Raw genomic sequence first — 21,752 nt, 5'->3', positions numbered from 1 at the left:
AGTGGTGAAAGCAATGAAGAAAATTTTTGTAGATATTTATTTACAATTTAATTTAGGAGACGATTTATTTTTAGATATCCTTGCAAAGAAATTCCCTCAGAGTGAGTTTACAATTAATTATTTAGGAAATAATTATGATCGATTTATTTCCCAATATCATAATGTTAAAAGAAGAAAATATTCACTAATTAATAAAATAGGTCAACGTCTTAAAATTTCTGATTCTATAACAAACTATGATGCAGTAGCTGAAGAACATGATGCTTTATTATTTATTGGTGGTTCTATTTTTAGAGAAGAAGAGTATCATCGTACACTATATCAAGATCGGATGAAAATGGTTAAGGAATTTAAGAATCGAGGGAAATCAGTATTTATTCTTGGAGCTAATTTTGGTCCTTTTAAGACAGATGCTTTTCTCAAAGATTACAAAGAGTTCTTTAAACTTTGTGACGACGTTTGTTTTAGAGATTTATATTCATATAATTTATTTGAAAGTCTACCACAAGTTAGGTATGCACCAGATATTGTGTTTCAAATGGATATTAGTGATTATAAAACTGATACAAACAAAAAAATGATTGGATTTTCAATAATAGATCCAATACATAAACAAGGTTTATCGAAATTCCATAATGACTATATTAGTAGTACAGTAAGGACGATTGAATCGTTTGTAAGTAAGAATTATGAATGTAGTTTAATGTCTTTTTGTGAACGTGAGGGAGATTTACAGGTTATCAATGAAATTAAATCTAATCTTTCTCCTGAAACCCTAAACAAAGTATTTGTATACGAATATAAAGGAAATTTAAAAGAAGCTATTAATCTTATAACATCTTTTAATTTATTTATTGCAGCTAGATTTCATGCTAATATTCTGGCCTTATTACTTGGAATCGGAGTAATGCCAATTATATATAGCAGAAAAACTACTAATATGTTTAAGGATATTAATCTTACAGATGTTCTAGTAAACATGGATGAACTTAACCTACAATTTGATGAAAATACACTTAATAGGTCATTTAATAATAAAACAAACTTGGAAATGTTCTCGAATGATGCTATGAATCAGTTTTCAAAGCTTTATGAATTTCTAAATCAAAATAATTTTAGAGGGATTGTATGAAGACAAAGATCCTATTCATGGTAATAAATATGAATGTCGGTGGAACTGAAAAAGCATTACTAAATTTGATATCAGAACTTCCACAAGAAAATTTTGATGTAACTATTTTAATGCTAGAGAAATATGGTGGATTCTTAGATTTGATTCCTAGCCATGTTAATATCGAAAAAGTAGATGGATATATAGACATACAAAATATGTATAATAATCCACCGAAATTGAGTGCAATTAGATTCATTAAAAAAGGTAAGTTATTAAAAGCATTTAACATATTGTTTTTTCATTTATTCTCAAAAATTTTTAAGGATAGAAAGCCATTTTTAAAATATATCTTAAAGGATTTTTCTATCAATAGTAATAACTATGATATAGCAGTTGCATACGCAGGTCCTATGGATTTAATAACGTATTTTGTATTAAATAAAATAGTAGCGAAACAAAAAGTTCAATGGATTCATTTTGATGTGACAAAAATAGGATTCAACAAGACGACCGAATCAAAAATGTATAACATGTTTGATAAAATATTTGTGGTTTCAAATGATGGAAGAAAAAAATTAGTTAATATAATTCCTTCGATAGATAAGAAAACTGAAGTATTTTCAAATATAACATCACCAGAATTGATTGATAAGCAGTCGAAAGAGGGAAAAGGATATACTGATAGTTTTGATGGGTTGAGAATATTAACTGTTGGTAGGTTAACAAATGAAAAAGGTCAGGATATAGCTATTAAGGCATTATCAATGTTAATTAAAGATGGATATAAAGTTAGATGGTATTGTTTAGGGGAAGGAAGTTCTAGAATGAAATACGAAAAACTGGTTGAAGAGTATAATCTTCAAGACCAGTTTATTTTTTTAGGGATAGATCCAAATCCATATCCATATATAACACAATGTGATATATATGTGCAGCCATCTAGACACGAAGGATATTGTATAACTCTAGCTGAAGCCAGGTGTTTAAAAAAGCCTATTGTAACAACAGACACTAGTGGGGCAAAAGAACAAATAAAAAATGGAGAAACGGGTTTAATCGTTGGTGCTAATGAATTCGAATTATATAATGCAGTAGGGAAATTAATTAATGATCAAAATTTGCGAAACAATTTTACTCAAAACTTAGAAAAAGAATACTTTAATACAGTAGATATGAATAAATTACGTAAACTCATAATTTAAACCAATGCGATGGGCAGAGGAGAACAATGAAAAAGGTTGTAATTGTAATAAGAAGTATGATAATAGGTGGAATAGAAAAGTCTTTGATATCTTTGTTAGAATCTATGCCGAATGATAATTTTGATGTAACTGTTTTAGTTATGGGAAATGGTGATGAAAAATCAACAATTGAAAAAATAATGAATAATATGAAAAAGACAAAATTTATTACTGCATTTAAGATAGCAAGTTACACATTGTTAGCTAAAAGAGCTGCTACAATGTATGAACAAGAAGAATATCATTCTAAAATGTTACCTAATTTTAGATAAGGAATTTGATTTAGCAATTGCATACCATACTCCAGCTTCATTTCCTGTTGTCTATGTAATGAATAATATAAAGGCTAAAACAAAAGTAGCTTGGATTCATAGTGATGTTTCTCAGTATAAAAGGGAGCTAATACCCTATAGTAAATATTATGAAAAATATGACAAAATCTTTTGTGTATCTATATTTGCAATGAATAAATTTGTAGAAATGTATCCTAACTTAAAAGAGAAGACAGATGTATTTTATTATATCCATGATAAGGAAAAAATTGAATTATTGTCTTTAACCGATGAAGGTTTTAATGATAATTTTGCTGGTACTCGTATTTTAACGATAGGAAGATTAAACTCTCAAAAAGGACAAGACATAATACCAAGGATAATAAAAGAACTTAGAGAGCAAATTGAAGATGGGCAAACTGGAAAGATTATAAATTTTGATGAAGATGAGCTCAATAGTGCAATCAGATATTTGATACTAAATAGAGATGTATGTGAAAAATTTATTAGTAATTTAAAAAGAAAAAATGTTGCTTCTACATCAGAAATAAAAAAATTATACAATTGTTTCTGTTAAATGATAGATATGAGAGGTAGTTGCATGAATGAAGAGTCAACTTAAAGCAGGTGCAGTATTATCATATTTAGCATTGTTTATAAGTAGTGCCATATCAATAATATACACTCCAGTAATGTTAAAACTGCTTGGTCAATCAGAGTATGGCTTATTTAGTTTAGCTACAGCAGCAGTAAGTTACGTAGGAGTGTTAAATTTTGGATTAGGTAATGCAGTAATTAAATACACTGCAAAGTATAAAGTGCTTAAAGATGAATTAGATATTTCAAATTTAAACGGACTGTTTTGTATAATGTATGGAATATTAGGAATTCTAGCTTTAGTTTTAGGTGCAATCTTAACATTAAATTCACATTTAATTTTTTCGAACTCACTTAGCATAGCTGAAATTAATCAACTAAAAATAATAATGGGTATAACCGTAATAAATATATCTTTAGGGATAGGTTTTGGTTTTTTTAGTGTTATTTCGCTGGCACATGAAAAATTTATTTTTCAAAAGGTTTTGGGGATAGTGAGTTCTATTATCAGTCCTTTGGTAATGTTACCTTTATTATTAATGGGATATGGGTCTATATCTATGGCTGTAGTAACTGCTATTTTAAACTTTATAACAATTTTAATAAATATTTTTTATTGCTTTAAAATTTTGAAAATTAAAATAAATCTCAAAAAATTTGAAACAGTATTATTAAAAGAAATACTAGTGTTTTCTTTTTTAATATTTTTAAATTTAATAATAGATAAAATATATTGGTCAACTGATCAAATAATCTTGGGCATTTATAGCGGTACAGTTGCCGTTTCTATATATACTATAGGTGCATCTTTTTCAGGCTATTTTTCGGGGTTTTCAGCCGCAATATCCAATGTGTTTTTAAGTAAAGTTTCAGGAATGGTTGCAAAAGAAGTATCTGATAAAGAAATATCAGATTTATTTATCAGAATAGGAAGACTTCAATATATTGTGATTTCATTTGCTTTAAGTGGGTTTATTGTTTTTGGACATGAATTTATTTTTTTATGGGTTGGAAAGAATTATAACGATTCTTTTATTATAGCAATTTTAATTTTAGTTCCAATGATAGTACCTCTTATCCAAGGAATGGGAGGATTAATACTACAAGCAAAAAATATGCAAAAATTTAAAACCATTGTTTATGCTACCGTAGCTATAGCAAATGTTTTTCTCAGCATTATTTTTGTGCAATTGTGGGGTGCTATTGGCGCTGCACTTGCTACTGCTTTAGCATTTACTATTGGAAATATAATTATTATGAATTTTTATTATTGGAAAAAGATAAATATTGATATACCCAATTTCTGGAAAAATATTATCTGTATGAGTATTCCATTTGCAGTAAGTTTAATGTTCAGAGTAACAATAATTAATATAGTACCTGCTGGAAATTGGAGCATTTTCTTGATAAAAATTATTATATTTTTCATAATATATACCTGTATATTGTGGTTTACAGGTATGAATAAATATGAAAAAAATATATTTATTGGACTAGTTAATAATATAATACAGAGATATAAAAAAGATAGATTTTATAAAGTTAGTTGAGGACATTGATAATAAAAGTAAGTTTATTTAATTAATATTAAGTGTAGAAAAAAATTGTATAAATTTTTATTTTTTTGCGTTTTAGAATGTATGCAAAAAATACTGCATATAAAATGCTCTTATAACGTAAAATGCTCTGTTATTCTTAGTGATTGATAAATTCAGCTAATGAATGTACAAGTCCGAAAGGAGTCCAACCTTCTTGGAAATCTCAAAAAAAGATATGAAGGTATTAAAAGGAGTAGCAATATTATTTATGCTACTCCTTCATTTGTTTGGTAGGAAAGAGGTTAATGGATTATATGAGACATTCCCTTTATTTAACGGGGTTCCTTTAATCTATTATTTGGGTTTATTTGGTGATGCGTGTGTGCCAATTTATTGTTTTGCAAGTGGTTATGGTTTATATATAGTTATGTGTAAGGAACAGATGTACATCAAAAGGAAAAATTTTCTCCGTGTTTTTAAATTATTGATTAATTATTGGATCATTCTTTTAATATTTATAATAATTGGTTTCTTTGTTGGAAAGACAGATATTATAATAGGTAGTTTAACAGAATTTCTTCTGAATTTCTTCGTATTATCAAACACATATAATGGAGCATGGTGGTTTTTACAAACGTATATTATTCTTGTTCTACTATCACCAATATTTACTAAATTAATAAAAAAATATAATTCTACTAGCTTATTATTTATTTCAGGAATTTTATATTTCTTGAGTTATGTTCTGCGTATAAAACATATCATTGACTTTGGCGAAAGCGCAGTAATAAATTTATTTGTTACTGCTCTAGTACTAGTAGGTACGTCACAATTCCCTTTTATTGTAGGTTCTATTTTTGCAAAGGAAAAGATCTATTCAAAACTTTACAATTCGTACAATCATTTAACCTATAAAAATCTATTTTGTATACTCGGGATATTTTTATTAGTTATAATTCATGCCATTTATGAGTCAATGTTTATTGCTCCATTAACAGCTATAGCTTTTATATGCTTCTTTAATCTTATGGATAAAACAATATTCATTCAAAAAGTCTTAACTTTTTTTGGAAACCATTCAACAAATATCTGGTTAACTCATATGTTCTTTTATATAACATTTCTTTCTGAACTAACCTTTGCACCGAGATACCCAGTGTTGATCTTTCTCTGGTTATTGCTACTTTGTCTGTTTACATCTTATATCATTAATTCAATCTACCATCCGATTCTTCAGTTTATTGACAAAAAAGTATTTTTAGAGCGTAATGATTTAAATCTTGTAATTAATAAAGCAAACTAATTAATAAACCATGTGTATTTTTTGCTCGTTATTAAGACGTTTTCGTTGAAAGGGCATATTAAAGTAATACCTAAAAGGAAGGCAAATGGATTGTATGATCCGTCTCTACTAATTAACGAAATACCTTAATTTTTTTATCTTGTGATAATTCTTTGATGCAAATTTTCCTTTTTATCTTTTTTTAGTGGCTATGATTTAACCCTTATTGTAGAAAAGGAAAAAAATATGACATTTAAAGTAAATTATTTGCTACTTGAGTCAATTTCATAATTGCTTAATTAGCATTAAACACGAATAGTAGAGAAATAAAATCCAATAACGTTCACTTTTTAGTGAACGTTAATATTAATAATGATTATTACATTCTCTTTTTGCTGTGGAATTATGCTTTGTATTTATAACTCTTAGTAATAATGGTGTAACTCAAAAGATATCCAATTACAATTGGTTATTTAGATTATTTGTATATATTATATCTGAATTAATTTTAACATTGTTTTGATCAACAATAGTTGTTTTCGGTATTGCTATCGTTGAGCCACTTTTCCTATAAGCACCCTCTATTGTAATGGTTCCTTTCGTGTTAGTATTTGAAGATTTAGTAGTGAGAATTGTATTATTAGAAAGGTTCAAATGATTTTCTGTGAATATTCTTAATGTGTACAAGGAACCAATTGAAATGCCTTTGTCAATAACATGAAAAATATTATTAAAAATCTTCACTCTCGGAATATAAAGAAAAGAAATGCCAGGTCCTCTAGCTTCGTGGGTATATGTTGAGTAGGGTACATCCCAAATTATTTTGTTATTTTTAAAACTATGTGTAATATAACCTGTATCATTTGCTAATTTTTCTGTTCCGTTAATGTCGCCACCGTCAAACCTAAATGATTGATTTTTGAAAATCGAATCTTCAACTTTCATAGATTCAGATACCATCATGCGGCTATAATTAGTAGTATTCCCACTATGGATAAATTCGCATTTATTTACAATTAAATTTTTAGTTCCAACGTAATGCCCACCACTTGTTTCTCGTGTTATAAACTTCACATTGGATAATATTACATTTTCACTGGAATTATAAGAAGCAGAAGATGTACCTTTAGATCTTCTAATATCAAATAAAGAATTATATATCTCTACATTTTTTCCGAAAAAACCAAGTGCAGCATCTTTATCTGGGTCATCAAAAGTAAGTTTACAATTGAAAACCTTTGCTGTTTCTCCTCCTAATGAAAGGCTTGTTTTAGAGAAAACACAATTTTCTAATGTAGTATTACCAGCTAAGATCGAGACAGATTCCCCAAATACAGAATCATTTCTAAATGTACAAAATGTTCCATCCGCTTCAACTCCACTAGTTATAGATCTACCAGAGATTCCACCATAATACATATTATTTAAAGAAAAATAATCGTCTCCACTACCAGAAAAAACAAATGATCCTCTAAATTTATTATTTTCTACATGTACGCCTCTTGTGCTTACACAAACAAATGCTCCTGCTCTATTATCATATATATTACAGTTTCTAATTGTGATTTTTTGATTCGTCATGTATCCATCTTCAACATCTATTCCATATCCAGGATTTGTTCCATTGGAATTAATCATCCGATTACTATTATTGTAGATTTCGCAGCTATCAAAGGTTATAAATCTTCCACCATTAATCGAGGCACCAAGTCTTCTATTTTTATGTGACTGACAATTTATGAAATTTATATATTGAGGAATTTTAGCACACATTACATAATGTAAATTCCCGCTCATTAAATCGTAATTTTGTAAGAAAGAAAATCTTACTTTTGCTGTTCCTACAGGCAATGAATCTAAATACATAAACTCATAGGACCTAGAATTTCTAAATCCTAAATAACTTCCATCAGCTTTATAAAAATGAACTTTTATTATTGTTTTATTTAAATTACTTCCAGTCCCGTATCCGCCATAGCCGTCACCAGCATAATAGAAATAACCTACTTCTCTAACCAATGGACCTGTAACGTCAAAAAATTTAGAGACAGTTGTATAGTCGTTTTTTGTTGTATCAATATCACCTTGGACATTGATATCACCTTTTGAAAAATGAGCTGGATGTTGAACTCCTCCCAACGAAGAAAAATCCATTGATGTTACAAAACCATCTCCAGTGCATTCAGTTGCTTCACAGTTTTTAATATAAATGTTATAGCAAGAATTTTTGCATTCTATCCCATGACCCCATTCATGAGTTCCACCACTCGAGTAATTATGTGATTCTCTATCGCCTTTTATTAGGGCACCTTCAATCGTAACGTTCTTAACGCTATCACAAGATAGAATTGAGTAACTTGTAAGGTTATTTGATTCTTTATTGAACATACAATCATAAAATTTGTAATGTGTATTATTTTGCAACACGACGGATGAATTTTTTTCAATAAGGTATTGCCCTGCTGGAAGGACCACAGTATTGTATTTGTTATTTCTCGCCCACTTAAAAGCAAGATTTATACCATTTGTAGAGTTTAAAGCGTTAGTGCCATCATTCTTAATTCCCCAACGAATAAGTTCAACAACATAAGTTTCGTCAGTATTGGCCATTTTCTTAATTCTCCCATTCTACTCAAGTTTAATCATTAATTACTTACAGTAGATTCAGGTATTAAATTAATTGCTTGGACGAAATCAAAAGAATATACAATATATTGTTTAAATATTCTTTTAAATAATGTTGAATTTAGATTATTTGAAGAGTATACTTAAATTGTTCTTTATAAAGAACTATTTTAAGTGTTCTTTTTCCTAAAGTATTATATTTTATAAAAATTCTATATAAGATCAAACAAAACATGTTCCTTATTAAGAATTTCATTTGAAATAATAATTAGTTTGGAGTTGGTAGAAATGGCAATCTTGGTAACAGGTGGTGCAGGATACATTGGCTCACATACATGTGTTGAATTATTAACCACTGGATATGAAATAATAATTCTGGATAATTTATCTAATTCAAAAAAGGCTTCACTTGACAGAATCAAAGAAATTACTGGAAAAGATTTTAAATTTTATTACTTAGATTTATTAGACAGAGATGCATTACAATCTGTTTTTATTGAAAATCATATTGAAGCTGTAATTCATTTAGCTGGGCTTAAAGCTGTAGGAGAATCAGTAGAAATGCCGCTGCATTATTATCACAACAATATTACAGGTTCTGTTATTCTATTTGAATTGATGGAAAAGTTCGGAGTAAGAAATCTGGTATTCAGTTCATCAGCAACCGTGTACGGAACGCAAGAACATGTTCCACTTACAGAGAAATTACCTCTTGCAGCAACCAATCCATATGGCAGAACCAAATTGATGATTGAGGAGATATTGAGAGATATATATGTGTCAAACAATAAATGGAGCATAGCACTCCTGCGGTACTTTAATCCTGTTGGTGCTCATCCAAGTGGCCAAATAGGTGAAGATCCAAATGGTATTCCAAATAATTTAGTTCCTTACATTACACAAGTTGCAATAGGAAAGAGGAAAGAGATAAACGTCTTTGGTAATGATTATGATACCCATGATGGAACAGGAATAAGAGATTTTATACATGTTGTTGATCTTGCAGCAGGTCATATAAAAGCCCTTGAAAAGGTAATGTCATCTGTAGGTGTAAGTGCCTATAATCTTGGAACTGGTAAAGGTTATAGTGTATTGGAAATGATCCACGCATTTGAAAAAGTAACAGGTAAGAATATACCATACAAAATAATTGACCGGAGACCAGGAGATATCGGAATTAGTTATGCGGATTCTACAAAAGCACAAAAGGAGTTGGATTGGGTTGCCAAAAAAGGAATTGAAGAAATGTGTTCTGATTCATGGCGTTGGCAGCTCAATAACCCAAACGGATATGAGGTAGAAAACAAAAAACAGATAGTGGTTTTAACATCGATGCCCGTTCCTGTTAAGTAGTTTATAAATACCATAAAATCACTGTAATAAAATGGTGAAATTTATTCCAAATAATTAGCTATAAAGTTATTGCTTTTAGTAAAAAAGTAATGTAATGTTCTTAATATAGAATGCAATTAGTTTATTCGTTCTTTAATGAGAAAGTATGTTACTATTGAAATGATCTGTAGGAGAGGGAAATATGAGTGCAATAGTTGGAGTTTATCATTTTGACGGTGAACCAATAAGAATTGAAGAATGTAAGAATGTAATGAAAACTATGCAAAAGTTTCCCGCAGATGATGTTCAGACATGGACTAATAGGAATTTATTTCTTGGCTGCCACGCACAATGGATCACACCTGAATCAGTTGGCGAAGTATTGCCTTACTATGATTATGAGTTGAAAATGGCCATTACTGCGGATGTCATTATCGACAACCGCGTGGAATTATTTGACAGATTACAGGTTGGTAAATTTTTGAGAAAAGATATTACCGATAGCAAGTTAATATTGCTTGCATATGAAAAATGGGGAGAAGAAGCCCCAAAGTATTTAGTTGGTGATTTTGCCTTTATGATCTGGGATGAAAAGCGTCAATTGCTCTTCGGTGCTAGAGACTTTTCAGGTACTAGAACCCTTTACTACTACAATGATGGTTCAAAATTTGCGTTTAGTACAATTATTGAACCTCTTTTCTCCATCTCTAATATTAGTAAAAAACTAAATGATCAGTGGCTTGCTGAATTTATTGCAATACCTGTTACAACGGATTCCATTTCCACTGAGACGACTGTTTATAACAATATTAAGCAACTGCCGCCTTCACATACAATTAAAGTAGAAAATGGACGTATATACATAAGGCAATATTCTAAATTTGATTATTCGGTTAAATTGAAATTGAAATCTAATGGAGAATATGAAGAAGCTTTTAAAGAAGTATTTAATACAGCAGTTGTTGATAGACTTCGGACTCATCGAAGTGTCGGTGCTCACCTTAGCGGAGGGTTAGATTCTGGTTCAGTTGTTAGCTTTGCTGCTAAAGCTTTGAAAGAGAAAAAGAAGAGATTACATACATTTAGTTATGTTCCAGTGGATGACTTTGTTGATTGGACACATAGATATAGAGTAGCTAATGAGAGACCGTTAATTGAATCGACGGTTAACTTTGTAGGTAACATTAATGACAAGTATTTAAGCTTTTCGGATACTAATCCATATTCTGAAATCGATGATTGGCTGGAAACTTTGGAGATGCCTTATAAGTTTTTTGAAAACTCTTTTTGGCTAAAAGGAATTTATGAGCAAGCAAGTAGTCAGGGAGTTGGATTACTGCTAAATGGCCAAAGAGGCAATTGGACGATTTCTTTTGGTCCAGCTTTGGATTACTATGGCCGCTTGTTAAGGCAATTCAAATTATCGAGCTTATATAAAGAAGTAAACTTATATAGTAAAAATATAGGTGTGAAAAAATCAAGAATTATGAAATTTGTAAGTAGGAAAGCGTTTCCTGAAATTGCAAGGCTTTCTAACTCGAAAAATCAAGAAAGTTTTCCTATTTGGATAAATCCTGAATTTGCATCTCGAACTAAAGTTTTTGAAAAACTGGAAGAGCAGGAAATAGATATAAGCGGAACTAATATGACTGATGCTTATCACATAAAAGATAATCAGTTTAAACAATTACATTTTTGGGGATTAAATGGGACCATCGGCACCAAATTATCATTAAGACATTCATTATGGGAGCGCGATCCTACAAACGATATAAGGGTAGTTCAATTTTGTCTATCTGTTCCAGATGAACAATTCGTCCAGAGTGGACTTGATCGGGCACTTGTCCGCAGAGCTACTAACGGACTATTGCCAGATGATATAAGACTTAATCAGAAATCCCGTGGTGTACAAGGGGCTGATGGAGTCTATAGAATGATAGGCTCATGGAAAGTATTTATAGATGAACTCTACAACCTACTTAAAGATCCTAAACTTTCATCTTTTGTAAATAACGAACTATTGGCGAAGTACATTAAGAGAATTGAAACGGACTACACACCTAGGCTTATCTTTGAATTTGAATTTAGAATTTTAATGCGAAGTTTAATATTATATAGATTTTTAAATAAAATTGAAGGGAGGTGATTACATGAAATCTTGGCAAACACCAGAACTAGAAGTATTGGATGTAAGTTTGACAATGGCTGGACCAGGTATTAAAACACCAGACGCAGTTCAGCCTGATGTAGATGAGGTAGTCCATTATAGTTAATTATTTTAATAAATTTAAATCGTACCCTTATACTTTTATAGTATAAGGGTACTTACTGATAATCTTATCTACATGATTTTAATATAAATTCGGGGGATGTTTTCTTGAATAATGTTCGTTTGAATACACAGCTGTACCATGCTTTTGGATTTAATATACAGTCGGACATAGATTTGCTGGAACTGCCTCTCAATAATATAGAAGAGAATGCACCTCAAATCATAGTAGAAAAATCAGATTTAAGTTCGTTTTGGAGAGAACTATCAGTTGAAAACAAATCTTTTGTTATTAAAAAGGAAATTATTTTGTTCAAAATTCAAGCAGTTGGAATTTTTTCGGTGCAAAAAGGAAGAGAAATTCTCTATTCTCCTTTTGCTGATGCTGATGATGATCTAATTCGTCTTTACCTGCTTGGAACATGTATGGGTGCAATATTAATGCAAAGAAGAGTTTTACCATTGCATGGCAGTGCTGTCGCAATCGACGGTAAAGCATACGCCATTATAGGTGACTCAGGAGCAGGCAAATCAACTCTGGCTTCATCTTTAATAAATATGGGGTATCAGCTTATCAGTGATGATGTCATTCCCGTAACTCTAAATGAAGAAAAACTTCCCTTAATAACTCCGGCTTATCCTCAGCAAAAACTTTGGTTAGAAAGTCTAAATGAGTTTGGAATGGATGCAAATGGTTATAAACAGATTTTTAATAGAGAAACTAAATATGCAGTTCCAGTAAAAAATCAATTCGTTACTCAGAAGCTTCAGCTCTCGGGAATTTTTGAGTTAGTTAAAACAGACAATACAGAGATAATAGTAAAACCAATCCATAAACTAAACAGTCTTCATACTTTGTTTAAACATACATATCGTAATTTCTTTATTGCACAAATGGGTTTGACGGAATGGCATTTTAATACAACTGTAGCAATGGCTGAGAAAATCAATTTATACCAGCTTAGCAGGCCAACTAACCGTTTCACTGCACATGAACTGGCTGAAGAAATAATAAATGCTATCAAAGAGGAGGAAATTTTGTATGGTTAACGCACTAATGTCTTCGACAAATTTTATTGTAAGCCAAGGAGAAGGAAACATTGTAAGTGATATGAACGGGGAAAAAGTGATGCTCAGTATAAGTAATGGAAAATACTATAATCTAGGTGAAATGGGCGGTGTAATTTGGGATCTTATAGAAAGTCCTATAACCTTTAATCAATTAATCGAAAGTTTGCTATCACAATATCAAGTTGAAAGAGAAGAATGCCAGAAACAGGTTCTTACTTTTTTAGAGTCCTTAAATAAAGAAAAATTAATTAAATTAGAAAAAGATATTTAGTTTATTGTGCGATCTATTTTAAGTAAGGGATAGTGAGATCTTGAATAAATTAGTACTGCTTCATTCAATGGATATGAAGACTAAATTACTTTTGGCAGAATCTTTTTTTTACTTAGGACTTGGTCGATATCTTAAAAGCATACCTTTTTCAAAAGTAGCTCCTTCTTTAGGACACTATATGGAAGAGACAGCCTATGAAACTATTAATCTCAACAAAAAAACGATAGCCAGTGTTTCTCAAGCAATTAATATAATGAGCAAATATACATTTTGGGAAAGCCAATGTCTTGTAAAAGCTATTGCAGCAATGAAAATGCTGGAGAAGCGTAACATCGAAAGTACTTTATATTTGGGAACAGCAAGAGATGAGACAGGAGAGCTTGTAGCTCATGCTTGGCTGCGCAGTGGACCATATTTTGTCACGGGCTCAGAAGGTAAGGAGAAATATACGGTTGTAGGTAAATTTGCTAAGAAAATTGGAGGATATGAAAATGAGACTTAATTTAGCAAAGGTGCCTAGAGAATTAAAGATCATTTTCGAACTTTTAAAGGATGAAAGTGTTGAAAACTTAGTCGAAAAAGGAAGGTATTTGTTTACTAAGATTGATTGGACTTTATTTTTAAAACTATGTACACATCATCGTGTTTATACAATGATTTATCCCCGTTTAAAACAGCTGCCTGAAGGCATGATCCCATCAAAAGTTATTCAATATCTGGCTGACAAATACAGGAATAATACATTCAAAATGCTTTTCTTAAGTGCAGAAATGGAGCAGCTGAGCAAGAAATTGACAGAAGACCAGATACGTGTTCTTTTTTTAAAAGGGCCAGTAATTGCCCTCGATTTATACGGAGATATTTCTCTCCGGACTTCTAGTGATCTGGACTTTCTCGTTCCATTTGAAAAACTTGAAAGAACAGAAGAACTTTTGAAAAGCCTTGGGTATGAAAAAGATGAATATATACAGTCTGTACTTGGCGATTGGAAGTGGAGACATCATCATTTTACTTATTTTCATCCTGTCAAAAAAACTAAAGCAGAAGTTCATTGGCGAATGAATCCTGGACCTGGCCCTGAACCTCATTTTGATGATCTATGGAAGGATAGACGTAAAAGTGAACTGACAACTTCACCAATCTACTTTTTAGGAAAAGAAGATTTATTTTTGTTTCTCGTGTCGCACGGAGCAAGGCATGGATGGTCAAGATTAAGGTGGCTGACAGATATTCAGCATATGATGGGGCAGGATATAGACTGGAATAAATTACAGGTATTGCTAAAAAAGTACTATTTCATAAATCAGGGTTCACAGGCTTTGGTTTTAGCATCGGAATTGTTAAATGCAAAAGTTAATACCGATATGACACATATGGTGGAAAATAAAAAATCAAGAGGACTCGCTCAGGAGGCAATTTTTTATTTTGAAAGAATGGTTAACTTACATACTGATCCTGTGCCTGATGACATCTGTAAATATCATGCAAAACATTTATTTAGTTTAATGTCTCCAAAACAAAAAATACTCTTTCTACTAAGCTGTGTTCATCCTTTGCCAGAAGACGCCGAAACACTCCCGTTGCCAAATCAGCTTCATTTTTTGTATTTCCCATTCCGCCCCTTTTTATGGGCATGGAGGAAAACGAAAAAAGAAACAAGATACCTTAGGGGGCAAAAATCTTGAATCTAATCTTGTATTTTCTGAAGCAAATACAATCTTATGCTGGGAAAAGACTATATATAAACTTATTAGGTACTGTGTTTATAAGTTTATTAGATGGTGTAGGTATTTTATTGCTTATTCCCATGATAAGCATTACTGGCATTATCGATTTTAATGTGGGGAATACCCCTTTTAACGAGATTTTCTCTTTTTTTGACCGTATTCCAAGCAGTGTCGGTCTGCCATTCATTCTATTAATTTTTGTTCTTATCGTGATCTTACAAAATTTTTTACATCGTCACATAACGATTCAGAACATAAAAATCCAGCATGGTTTTTTTCGCCACTTGCGAGTAAACACGTATCATTCTTTGCTCCACGCGAACTGGGCTTTTTTTATAAAAAATAGAAAATCAGACTTAATCAATTTGTTAACAACCGAAGTTGCCCGTTCTAGCGCTGGAACGCATTCGCTTCTGCAGTTTTTGGCATCTCTTATTTTTACTGTTATTCAAATCGGTCTAGCCTTTTTTCTTTCTCCCAGTATAACGTTTTTCTTATTGCTTTGCGGGGCTCTTATTGTCTTTCTAAACAGGAAATTTTTAAAAATGTCACTAGCTTTAGGGAAAAAAAATTATTCTCTAGGGAAAGAATACCTTGCTGGAATTACCGATCAAATGAATGGTATTAAGGATATTAAAAGTAATTCCCTTGAAAAATCCAAAATGAATTGGTTTCTAACCGTTACTAAAGGAATGCAAGATGAACAGATTGAATACACCACATTAAGGACCATGTCCCAACTCTATTACAAAGTGGCTTCTTCTATACTTATAGCTGTGTTTATTTACATTGCAGTAAACATGTTTCATGCACAGGCGGGGGAATTAATGCTGATCATTGTGATTTTTTCAAGGTTATGGCCAAGAGTTGCAGGTATTCAGAGTTCTTTAGAGCAAATTGCTACTATGCTTCCTTCATTCCATGCTGTGAAGAATCTACAAAATGAATCCAGAATAGCTGTTGAATTCAAAGAATTTGAGAACCTTTCAATTAGTCCTGTTCAAATCAAGAAAGGAATTGAATGTAAAAATGTTTATTTCCGCTATTCTCAGAATTCAGATTCATATGCTTTAGAAGGTATAAATGTTGTTATTCCTTCAAATAAAATGACAGCGTTTGTCGGAAAATCTGGCGCAGGAAAAAGTACATTAATTGATATTTTAATGGGCTTAAATCTACCAGAAAAAGGTCAAGTTTTAATTGACGGCACACCTCTGACAAGTAAAAACCTTCTTTCAATGCGCAAAGCAGTTAGTTACGTGCCGCAAGATCCATTTTTATTCAATGCGAGTATCAAAGAAAACCTTCTAATGGTTGAATCTGAAGCTACAGATGAAGAAATATGGAAAGCATTAGAGTTCTCCTCAGCTGCTGAATTTGTTAAAAAATTGCCCAAGGGATTAGACACATTAGTTGGAGATAGGGGTATCCGTCTATCAGGTGGGGAGAGACAACGAATTGTCCTTGCGAGAGCAATATTACGAAAGCCATCCATTCTAGTTTTAGATGAAGCTACAAGTGCATTAGATACCGAAAATGAAGCAAATATTCAAAAAGCATTGGAAAGGCTTAAAGGAAGCATGACAATCATTGTTATAGCTCATCGACTGTCAACAATAAGAAACGCAGATCAGGTAATTGTCTTAGATCAAGGGAATGTCATTCAAAAAGGTGAGTTTGGTCAGCTGGCGAAAGACAAGAAAAATCTTTTTGGGAAATTATTAAACAATCAAAAAGATGCAAGTCTTTAAATAGTTGAAAGATAACGATAAAAGCCACTATAAATCTTTCATAGTGGCTTTTATTTATATTCTGTTATCAACACTAAACAATAAGTAATCCACAAAGTCCAAATAAACCCTCAAACTCCGATACTCCCGATCCCTGATTTTTTCATATTCCCACCACTTGCCGTAATTCTTTTGTATTGATAGTTGTTCAGGATATTTTATTTCTCCAAACACCCTATAAACGATTTTTAACGTTCTCTGAACTCTTTTCAAAGTTTTATCTTTCTTTGCCTGGTTAAACAGAGATTCAAAGCAAATCTTATTTTCCAATATAGACACCGTTTGAATCACATCAATAAAGTGCCTCAGTGAATCTAAATTATGACGCCATGCATGAAGCACAATCATATAAAAAGCATGCTGGTGGGAGAGTTCTTTAATATGCTGATAAGCCATTATAGGAACCGCATCATTCCAAAACTCAATAATGTCCAGCTCTGAGGTATTTTCTTTTAATAGGTTCCAATGTATTTCGACTCTTAATGGAATGGAGGAACCAGGCAAATCCAATCTGTAGCTGCAATGAAAGTGATCTTTAGGACCCTCATCTTCATAGATGAATCCTCGGTTTCTAAGTATTCCATCAACCGTTTGCCTGTCTTTTTGATGGATCAGTAAGTCAATATCTGAAGTAGATCTTGCAGCGATATGTCCAAAGTATTTTTCCGCAAAATAGACACCTTTTAAAGGGATGGTGTCTATTTTTTGAGTTTCAAATAATTTTAATATCTTTTCCATTTGCATTTTAATAAAAATGTTTTGAAGCAAGATTTGATCTGTTGCTTTCTTTAAGTAGTCAGTGAAAAAAGCAGGTGTTTCATTTAGACGGTCATGTTGTTTTAATAGATGATAAACTTGAGGTTCAATTGAAAAGTGATGAATGTCTTCTATTAAATTTTGATAATCGCTTTCTTTTTCTGGTAATTTAGTTTGATTATAAAATGATTGTAAAAAGTGTATGATCATCTTTCATCCATCCCTTATTGAGAGATTGCTTTTAATGAAGGCAGCTTTTCTTTTGCTTTAAATGTCAGGTGTGATAATTTCCTATATAGACCTTCTTGAGTAATCAATTCCTCATGTCTCCCCATCTGAACAATTTTCCCTTCATCCATTACTACAATTAGGTCTGCATGCTGAATCGTCGATAAACGATGGGCGATAATGAGTGTCGTTTTGTTTTTGATTGCGGCTAATGCTTCTTTGACAAATAGCTCACTTTCACTGTCGAGTGCGGATGTTGCTTCATCTAATAACAGGATAGGTGCATTTTTTAAGATGGCTCTTGCAATGGAGAGTCTTTGTTTTTGTCCTCCTGATAGGCGAACGCCTCTTTCGCCGACTTCTGTGTCATACTGATTTGGCAATGTCATGATGAAATTATGAATGTTTGCTTGTTTTGCTGCAGTAACGAGCTCTTGATTTGAAATGTTTGGCCGTGCGAGCAGGAGGTTATCTTTGATTGTTCCAGAGAAAAGAAAGGTTTCTTGTGCAACATATGCGAAAGAACTTCTTGCAACAGATGGGGGAAGGAGTTCTGCTGGATTGTGATCCAGTGTAACCATTCCGCTGTCTGGCTGATAGAAGCCTTGGATGAGGTGAAAGAGTGTTGATTTTCCTGCACCGCTTGGCCCGACAATCGCAACTGTTTGGCCTGCTGGTATATCTAATGTCATGTTATCTATCGATTTTTTTTGCTGATCGTAACTAAAGGTAATGTTCTTCAGTTGAATAGAGCCTTTGATTTTTGATGGAACGTATTCAGGAAGATGGTTTAGTTCAATTTCTTCATTTAATATGTTTGATAGTCTTTCAACTGCTGATGCTGAACTTTGGAAGCTGCCCCAAATTCCTGCTAAACCGGTAAGCGGGGAGATCAAATGCTGCATCAGAGTAACGAAGGTGAGCAGCGAACCAACTGTAATCATGGATTTAGAAACAAAATAAGCTCCCAGGCAAAGTCCCGTTATATAAGTGATGGAAGTAATGGCTTCTCCGCCTATATAAAAAAAACCGCGAAGTTTAGTATTTTTCATTTCTAATGTAAAGAGATCCTGGTTTTGACTGTTTTGCTTTTGAGACATTTTTTTCTCTAAAAGAAAAGATCGAATAACGGATAAACCCTGAAAAATTTCATTAAGTGTACTGTTTATATCACTGATTTGAGTAAACATTTTTCTGCTGTTGTTTCTTAGCAGAATGCCAAAAACAGCCCCAATAGCAATGGCAAGAGGGATCACAGTAAAACCTATTAAAGCCATCTGCCAATTGATGATAAACATGTAAACAGAAACAGCAGCAAATGTTAAAGGGAGCTGAATGAGATAAAGCAGATTGCTGCCGATGACTCCTTCGATGCAGTTGACATCGTTTGTGAAATGAGTCATTAAATCTCCAGTTCGCATGTTTGATGTTTTTTTCACTGGCAGAAGAAGAAGATGCTTTAAAACTTGCTCTTTGAGTTCTAGTTTTACTTTATTGATTGTTACAGACTCTAAATAAGTGTAAAAATACGTCGTTGCCAAGCTTATACTTAGTAAACCAAGGCCAAACGGCAGCAGCCATTTTAGTTTATCCGTTTCATTTTGAACGGCAGCATCTGTGATCGTTCCAAAGAACCAGGCAAAACCGATCGTTAATAAAATTTGTGAGAGCATAATTAAAAAAAGAGATATGTAGGATCTTTTGTACTTTAATAGATAGGGACCCAGCAAAGCGAATGTTCTACGGATATCTTCTATTAAAAACATGTTCTTGAATGTGTTCCATTTCTTTTTTATCATAGCGCTTCATCGAGTCTTCTTTTTAAATAGAAGCGGAACAGCCGTGCAGAGAAGGGAGAAGAAACGACCGCTTGACTGTATAGAAATGGAAAAGGCTTATGCATCATGATCATGCCTTTCTTTTTTTGAACTGATTCCAGGCAGCCAATCACTTGAGCAGGTGATACTGGCTCATCCAGGCATTCGTTTGTATCTCCTTTTAGGATGTAATGCCCCTTTTCATAGCGGTATAATCTGTGGGCAATCAGCTTCCCTGATTTGGAATAAAAGAGAAGGATCTGTCCTTTTTTAAGGTTTCTATGATCGAATCTTATAAATCGGCAAATTTCACCTTTTTGAATAAAGGGATACATGCTGAAGCCTTCAGCTGGCAAGTCAATCCATCCGTGTTTTTCAATGGTCGCTTTCAATAGATTGACTGTATTCTGATCAAACCGCATGTTCAATCAATCCGTATTGTTCCAATTCTTTTAGAAAGCACTGAAGCTCATTTTTTGTTTCCTGATTGACTTTATTAAACTGAGTTTGAAAAGACAGAACCAGTTCGTCGACAGTTTGCGCATCTTTTAGCAATGACCAGCAGAATCCGCCCGTTTCATTTAACTTCGTAATGGTGAATTGACCGGAGTGGAGAATCATCCATTCTCCATCGATTTCTACTGTTTCGCAATCAGGTGCCTGTTTATAATATGTCATGAAATCATCTCCCAAAATCGATTATTTTTTTGAAAATAAAGATCATAAATGTCAACATGCTCTACGAGAAAGCGCAGCATAGTAAGAATTCTTTTCGTTTCTTCTTTATTGCTGGGCCAATAGAATACTTTATCCAATAACGCTAAAAGGGCAGATGGTTTATCAACCCGGTTTCTTTCTATTGAAAGAGATTGATGGAGAAGGTCAATGCTCAGCAGTTTTATATTAGAAACAGGTGCATGTCCATGCAATTCACTTCTGAATGGCGAGTCAAAGGCCAGAATTCCCTCTTTATCGATTTTTATGATTGTTGCTTCGTCAGACAATAATGGGCGGGGAGCAGAGAGTTTGGCTGCTGTGGATTTTCCTGCTCCAGAATGTCCTGTGAAAATGTGTGCACCATTTGTCTCAAGGACGCAAGAAGAATGTAGAAGAATCCCCCAGTTTTTGTGAACGATAAAAGAACTGTAAAGGTTCATTAAAGCGTGTTTTAGTGCGAGTTCATTGTGAACGTGCACTTCCGCTTGCGTGTAATTTGGGTCAACTGTAATTTTGTAATCTGCTCTTTTAAATGTGATGGAAGTTTGAGTTTCAGAAACGTCTACATCATAATTTTTAAAGGGCTGACCGTAGCCTTTCTCAATTAATATCGATAAATCTATTTTTCTGCCATGATCTCTTATTAGGAATTGGTGAGTTAAAAAATTTACTAGTTTCTTATTTTCGCAAACCAGTCTTATATTATGCTCACCAATTTTAGTATTTATATTGGTCATATCGTTCTCCTCAATCATCATATAAAGAAGGCCATAAGACATATGGACCTTCTTTATTGTTGATATTAATTTCCTTTTCCCTTTCCTCCTCCATTATCATGGCGGGGACCGGTATATGGCGGATTAGGATAATGAATCCCGCCGTTCCCTTTTCCAGGGTGATCCACATTGCCATGGCCTTTATTCCAGCTCTGAGCTGTCTCAAACCGTACCGGCTGGTGACTTAAAACCATAGGACGTGATACATTTCCATCATATTCATTCTTCATAGTAGGCCTCATTTCTTATATAATTCTTTATAAAGAACAAAAAGTTTGTATTTAAAATGTTTCAAAATAGCATAGCAGTTTTTGTTCTTTATAAAATAA

At 32.5% G+C, this 21,752-nt stretch carries 21 protein-coding genes; 14 read left to right on the top strand and 7 right to left on the bottom strand.

The window, feature by feature from the left end:
* The first annotated feature begins 13 nt into the window (after nucleotides 1–13).
* The 6 genes from QLQ22_RS13475 to QLQ22_RS13450 all read left to right on the top strand — a co-directional run bounded on the left by QLQ22_RS13475 (nucleotide 14) and on the right by QLQ22_RS13450 (nucleotide 6,065).
* On the top strand, nucleotides 14–1,132 hold the full coding sequence (locus QLQ22_RS13475; RefSeq protein ID WP_284014953.1) for a polysaccharide pyruvyl transferase family protein: 1,119 nt from the start codon (nucleotides 14–16) through the stop codon (nucleotides 1,130–1,132).
* Nucleotides 1,129–2,316: a glycosyltransferase gene (locus QLQ22_RS13470; RefSeq protein WP_284014952.1), complete on the top strand. Its 1,188-nt coding sequence runs from the start codon at nucleotides 1,129–1,131 to the stop codon at nucleotides 2,314–2,316. Before QLQ22_RS13475 ends, QLQ22_RS13470 begins: the two co-directional genes overlap by 4 nt.
* A gap of 26 nt (nucleotides 2,317–2,342) precedes the next feature.
* Nucleotides 2,343–2,627 (top strand): hypothetical protein, encoded by a 285-nt coding sequence (locus QLQ22_RS13465; protein ID WP_284014951.1) that lies wholly within the window; start codon nucleotides 2,343–2,345, stop codon nucleotides 2,625–2,627.
* A complete protein-coding gene (locus QLQ22_RS13460; protein ID WP_284014950.1) occupies nucleotides 2,581–3,204 on the top strand; it encodes a glycosyltransferase family protein in 624 nt (207 codons plus the stop codon). Before QLQ22_RS13465 ends, QLQ22_RS13460 begins: the two co-directional genes overlap by 47 nt.
* A gap of 28 nt (nucleotides 3,205–3,232) precedes the next feature.
* Nucleotides 3,233–4,774, top strand: coding sequence for an oligosaccharide flippase family protein (locus QLQ22_RS13455; protein ID WP_284014949.1), 1,542 nt, complete (start codon nucleotides 3,233–3,235; stop codon nucleotides 4,772–4,774).
* Between the two features lie 202 nt (nucleotides 4,775–4,976).
* Nucleotides 4,977–6,065, top strand: a complete 1,089-nt coding sequence (locus tag QLQ22_RS13450) for an acyltransferase family protein (RefSeq protein ID WP_284014948.1) — start codon at nucleotides 4,977–4,979, stop codon at nucleotides 6,063–6,065.
* Between the two features lie 438 nt (nucleotides 6,066–6,503).
* On the opposite strand, the gene QLQ22_RS13445 is transcribed toward QLQ22_RS13450, so the two are convergent.
* On the bottom strand, nucleotides 6,504–8,654 hold the full coding sequence (locus tag QLQ22_RS13445) for a right-handed parallel beta-helix repeat-containing protein (protein ID WP_284014947.1): 2,151 nt from the start codon (nucleotides 8,652–8,654) through the stop codon (nucleotides 6,504–6,506).
* Nucleotides 8,655–8,957: 303 nt separating this feature from the next.
* Between QLQ22_RS13445 and galE the strand changes: the two genes are divergently transcribed.
* From galE to QLQ22_RS13405, 8 genes are all read left to right on the top strand, one after another.
* The gene (gene galE, locus QLQ22_RS13440) at nucleotides 8,958–10,022 is read left to right on the top strand and encodes a UDP-glucose 4-epimerase GalE (RefSeq protein ID WP_284014946.1); all 1,065 of its coding nucleotides are present in this window, start codon (nucleotides 8,958–8,960) and stop codon (nucleotides 10,020–10,022) included.
* A gap of 181 nt (nucleotides 10,023–10,203) precedes the next feature.
* The gene (locus tag QLQ22_RS13435; RefSeq protein WP_284014945.1) at nucleotides 10,204–12,147 is read left to right on the top strand and encodes an asparagine synthase-related protein; all 1,944 of its coding nucleotides are present in this window, start codon (nucleotides 10,204–10,206) and stop codon (nucleotides 12,145–12,147) included.
* Between the two features lie 4 nt (nucleotides 12,148–12,151).
* Nucleotides 12,152–12,274, top strand: coding sequence for a paeninodin family lasso peptide (locus tag QLQ22_RS13430; RefSeq protein WP_223435366.1), 123 nt, complete (start codon nucleotides 12,152–12,154; stop codon nucleotides 12,272–12,274).
* Between the two features lie 104 nt (nucleotides 12,275–12,378).
* Nucleotides 12,379–13,320 carry a phosphoenolpyruvate carboxykinase (ATP) gene (locus QLQ22_RS13425; RefSeq protein ID WP_284014944.1) on the top strand — a complete coding sequence of 314 codons (942 nt, stop codon included), beginning with the start codon at nucleotides 12,379–12,381 and terminating at the stop codon, nucleotides 13,318–13,320.
* Nucleotides 13,313–13,612 carry a lasso peptide biosynthesis PqqD family chaperone gene (locus tag QLQ22_RS13420; RefSeq protein ID WP_223435363.1) on the top strand — a complete coding sequence of 100 codons (300 nt, stop codon included), beginning with the start codon at nucleotides 13,313–13,315 and terminating at the stop codon, nucleotides 13,610–13,612. Before QLQ22_RS13425 ends, QLQ22_RS13420 begins: the two co-directional genes overlap by 8 nt.
* A gap of 73 nt (nucleotides 13,613–13,685) precedes the next feature.
* Nucleotides 13,686–14,114 carry a lasso peptide biosynthesis B2 protein gene (locus QLQ22_RS13415; protein WP_284016822.1) on the top strand — a complete coding sequence of 143 codons (429 nt, stop codon included), beginning with the start codon at nucleotides 13,686–13,688 and terminating at the stop codon, nucleotides 14,112–14,114.
* The gene (locus QLQ22_RS13410) at nucleotides 14,104–15,297 is read left to right on the top strand and encodes a nucleotidyltransferase domain-containing protein (protein WP_284014943.1); all 1,194 of its coding nucleotides are present in this window, start codon (nucleotides 14,104–14,106) and stop codon (nucleotides 15,295–15,297) included. The genes QLQ22_RS13415 and QLQ22_RS13410 overlap by 11 nt, the downstream gene beginning before the upstream one ends.
* Nucleotides 15,294–17,090, top strand: coding sequence for an ABC transporter ATP-binding protein (locus QLQ22_RS13405; protein ID WP_284014942.1), 1,797 nt, complete (start codon nucleotides 15,294–15,296; stop codon nucleotides 17,088–17,090). The genes QLQ22_RS13410 and QLQ22_RS13405 overlap by 4 nt, the downstream gene beginning before the upstream one ends.
* 54 nt (nucleotides 17,091–17,144) lie before the next feature.
* Here the strand turns inward: QLQ22_RS13405 and QLQ22_RS13400 are convergent, their stop codons facing one another.
* From QLQ22_RS13400 to QLQ22_RS13375, 6 genes are all read right to left on the bottom strand, one after another.
* Nucleotides 17,145–18,095 (bottom strand): nucleotidyltransferase family protein, encoded by a 951-nt coding sequence (locus QLQ22_RS13400; RefSeq protein ID WP_284014941.1) that lies wholly within the window; start codon nucleotides 18,093–18,095, stop codon nucleotides 17,145–17,147.
* A 14-nt stretch (nucleotides 18,096–18,109) separates the two neighbouring features.
* Nucleotides 18,110–19,912: an ABC transporter ATP-binding protein gene (locus QLQ22_RS13395; protein ID WP_284014940.1), complete on the bottom strand. Its 1,803-nt coding sequence runs from the start codon at nucleotides 19,910–19,912 to the stop codon at nucleotides 18,110–18,112.
* Nucleotides 19,909–20,352 carry a S24/S26 family peptidase gene (locus QLQ22_RS13390; protein ID WP_284014939.1) on the bottom strand — a complete coding sequence of 148 codons (444 nt, stop codon included), beginning with the start codon at nucleotides 20,350–20,352 and terminating at the stop codon, nucleotides 19,909–19,911. The genes QLQ22_RS13395 and QLQ22_RS13390 overlap by 4 nt, the downstream gene beginning before the upstream one ends.
* Nucleotides 20,342–20,608, bottom strand: a complete 267-nt coding sequence (locus tag QLQ22_RS13385) for a PqqD family protein (protein WP_284014938.1) — start codon at nucleotides 20,606–20,608, stop codon at nucleotides 20,342–20,344. Before QLQ22_RS13385 ends, QLQ22_RS13390 begins: the two co-directional genes overlap by 11 nt.
* Complete coding sequence (locus QLQ22_RS13380) at nucleotides 20,605–21,384, bottom strand: hypothetical protein (RefSeq protein ID WP_284014937.1); 780 nt, start codon at nucleotides 21,382–21,384, stop codon at nucleotides 20,605–20,607. The genes QLQ22_RS13385 and QLQ22_RS13380 overlap by 4 nt, the downstream gene beginning before the upstream one ends.
* A gap of 65 nt (nucleotides 21,385–21,449) precedes the next feature.
* On the bottom strand, nucleotides 21,450–21,653 hold the full coding sequence (locus QLQ22_RS13375; RefSeq protein ID WP_223435351.1) for a hypothetical protein: 204 nt from the start codon (nucleotides 21,651–21,653) through the stop codon (nucleotides 21,450–21,452).
* Between the last annotated feature and the right edge of the window lie 99 nt (nucleotides 21,654–21,752).

Source organism: Metabacillus hrfriensis (genome assembly GCF_030127205.1).
Classification (GTDB): Bacteria; Bacillota; Bacilli; order Bacillales; family Bacillaceae; genus Bacillus_P; species Bacillus_P dongyingensis.
Note: the sequence above shows the minus strand (reverse complement) of the source record. Positions and strands in the feature narration are given on the sequence as shown.

Excerpts from the sequence above, each read along its gene's own strand:
- QLQ22_RS13475 (WP_284014953.1), top strand. The coding sequence starts at position 14 with ATGAAGAAAATTTTTGTAGATATTTATTTACAATTTAATTTAGGAGAC.
- QLQ22_RS13470 (WP_284014952.1), top strand. The coding sequence starts at position 1,129 with ATGAAGACAAAGATCCTATTCATGGTAATAAATATGAATGTCGGTGGA.
- QLQ22_RS13465 (WP_284014951.1), top strand. The coding sequence starts at position 2,343 with ATGAAAAAGGTTGTAATTGTAATAAGAAGTATGATAATAGGTGGAATA.
- QLQ22_RS13460 (WP_284014950.1), top strand. The coding sequence starts at position 2,581 with ATGAACAAGAAGAATATCATTCTAAAATGTTACCTAATTTTAGATAAG.
- QLQ22_RS13455 (WP_284014949.1), top strand. The coding sequence starts at position 3,233 with ATGAAGAGTCAACTTAAAGCAGGTGCAGTATTATCATATTTAGCATTG.
- QLQ22_RS13445 (WP_284014947.1), bottom strand. The coding sequence starts at position 8,654 with ATGGCCAATACTGACGAAACTTATGTTGTTGAACTTATTCGTTGGGGA.
- galE (WP_284014946.1), top strand. The coding sequence starts at position 8,958 with ATGGCAATCTTGGTAACAGGTGGTGCAGGATACATTGGCTCACATACA.
- QLQ22_RS13435 (WP_284014945.1), top strand. The coding sequence starts at position 10,204 with ATGAGTGCAATAGTTGGAGTTTATCATTTTGACGGTGAACCAATAAGA.
- QLQ22_RS13430 (WP_223435366.1), top strand. The coding sequence starts at position 12,152 with ATGAAATCTTGGCAAACACCAGAACTAGAAGTATTGGATGTAAGTTTG.
- QLQ22_RS13420 (WP_223435363.1), top strand. The coding sequence starts at position 13,313 with ATGGTTAACGCACTAATGTCTTCGACAAATTTTATTGTAAGCCAAGGA.
- QLQ22_RS13415 (WP_284016822.1), top strand. The coding sequence starts at position 13,686 with ATGAAGACTAAATTACTTTTGGCAGAATCTTTTTTTTACTTAGGACTT.
- QLQ22_RS13410 (WP_284014943.1), top strand. The coding sequence starts at position 14,104 with ATGAGACTTAATTTAGCAAAGGTGCCTAGAGAATTAAAGATCATTTTC.
- QLQ22_RS13400 (WP_284014941.1), bottom strand. The coding sequence starts at position 18,095 with ATGATCATACACTTTTTACAATCATTTTATAATCAAACTAAATTACCA.
- QLQ22_RS13395 (WP_284014940.1), bottom strand. The coding sequence starts at position 19,912 with ATGATAAAAAAGAAATGGAACACATTCAAGAACATGTTTTTAATAGAA.
- QLQ22_RS13390 (WP_284014939.1), bottom strand. The coding sequence starts at position 20,352 with ATGCGGTTTGATCAGAATACAGTCAATCTATTGAAAGCGACCATTGAA.
- QLQ22_RS13385 (WP_284014938.1), bottom strand. The coding sequence starts at position 20,608 with ATGACATATTATAAACAGGCACCTGATTGCGAAACAGTAGAAATCGAT.
- QLQ22_RS13380 (WP_284014937.1), bottom strand. The coding sequence starts at position 21,384 with ATGACCAATATAAATACTAAAATTGGTGAGCATAATATAAGACTGGTT.
- QLQ22_RS13375 (WP_223435351.1), bottom strand. The coding sequence starts at position 21,653 with ATGAAGAATGAATATGATGGAAATGTATCACGTCCTATGGTTTTAAGT.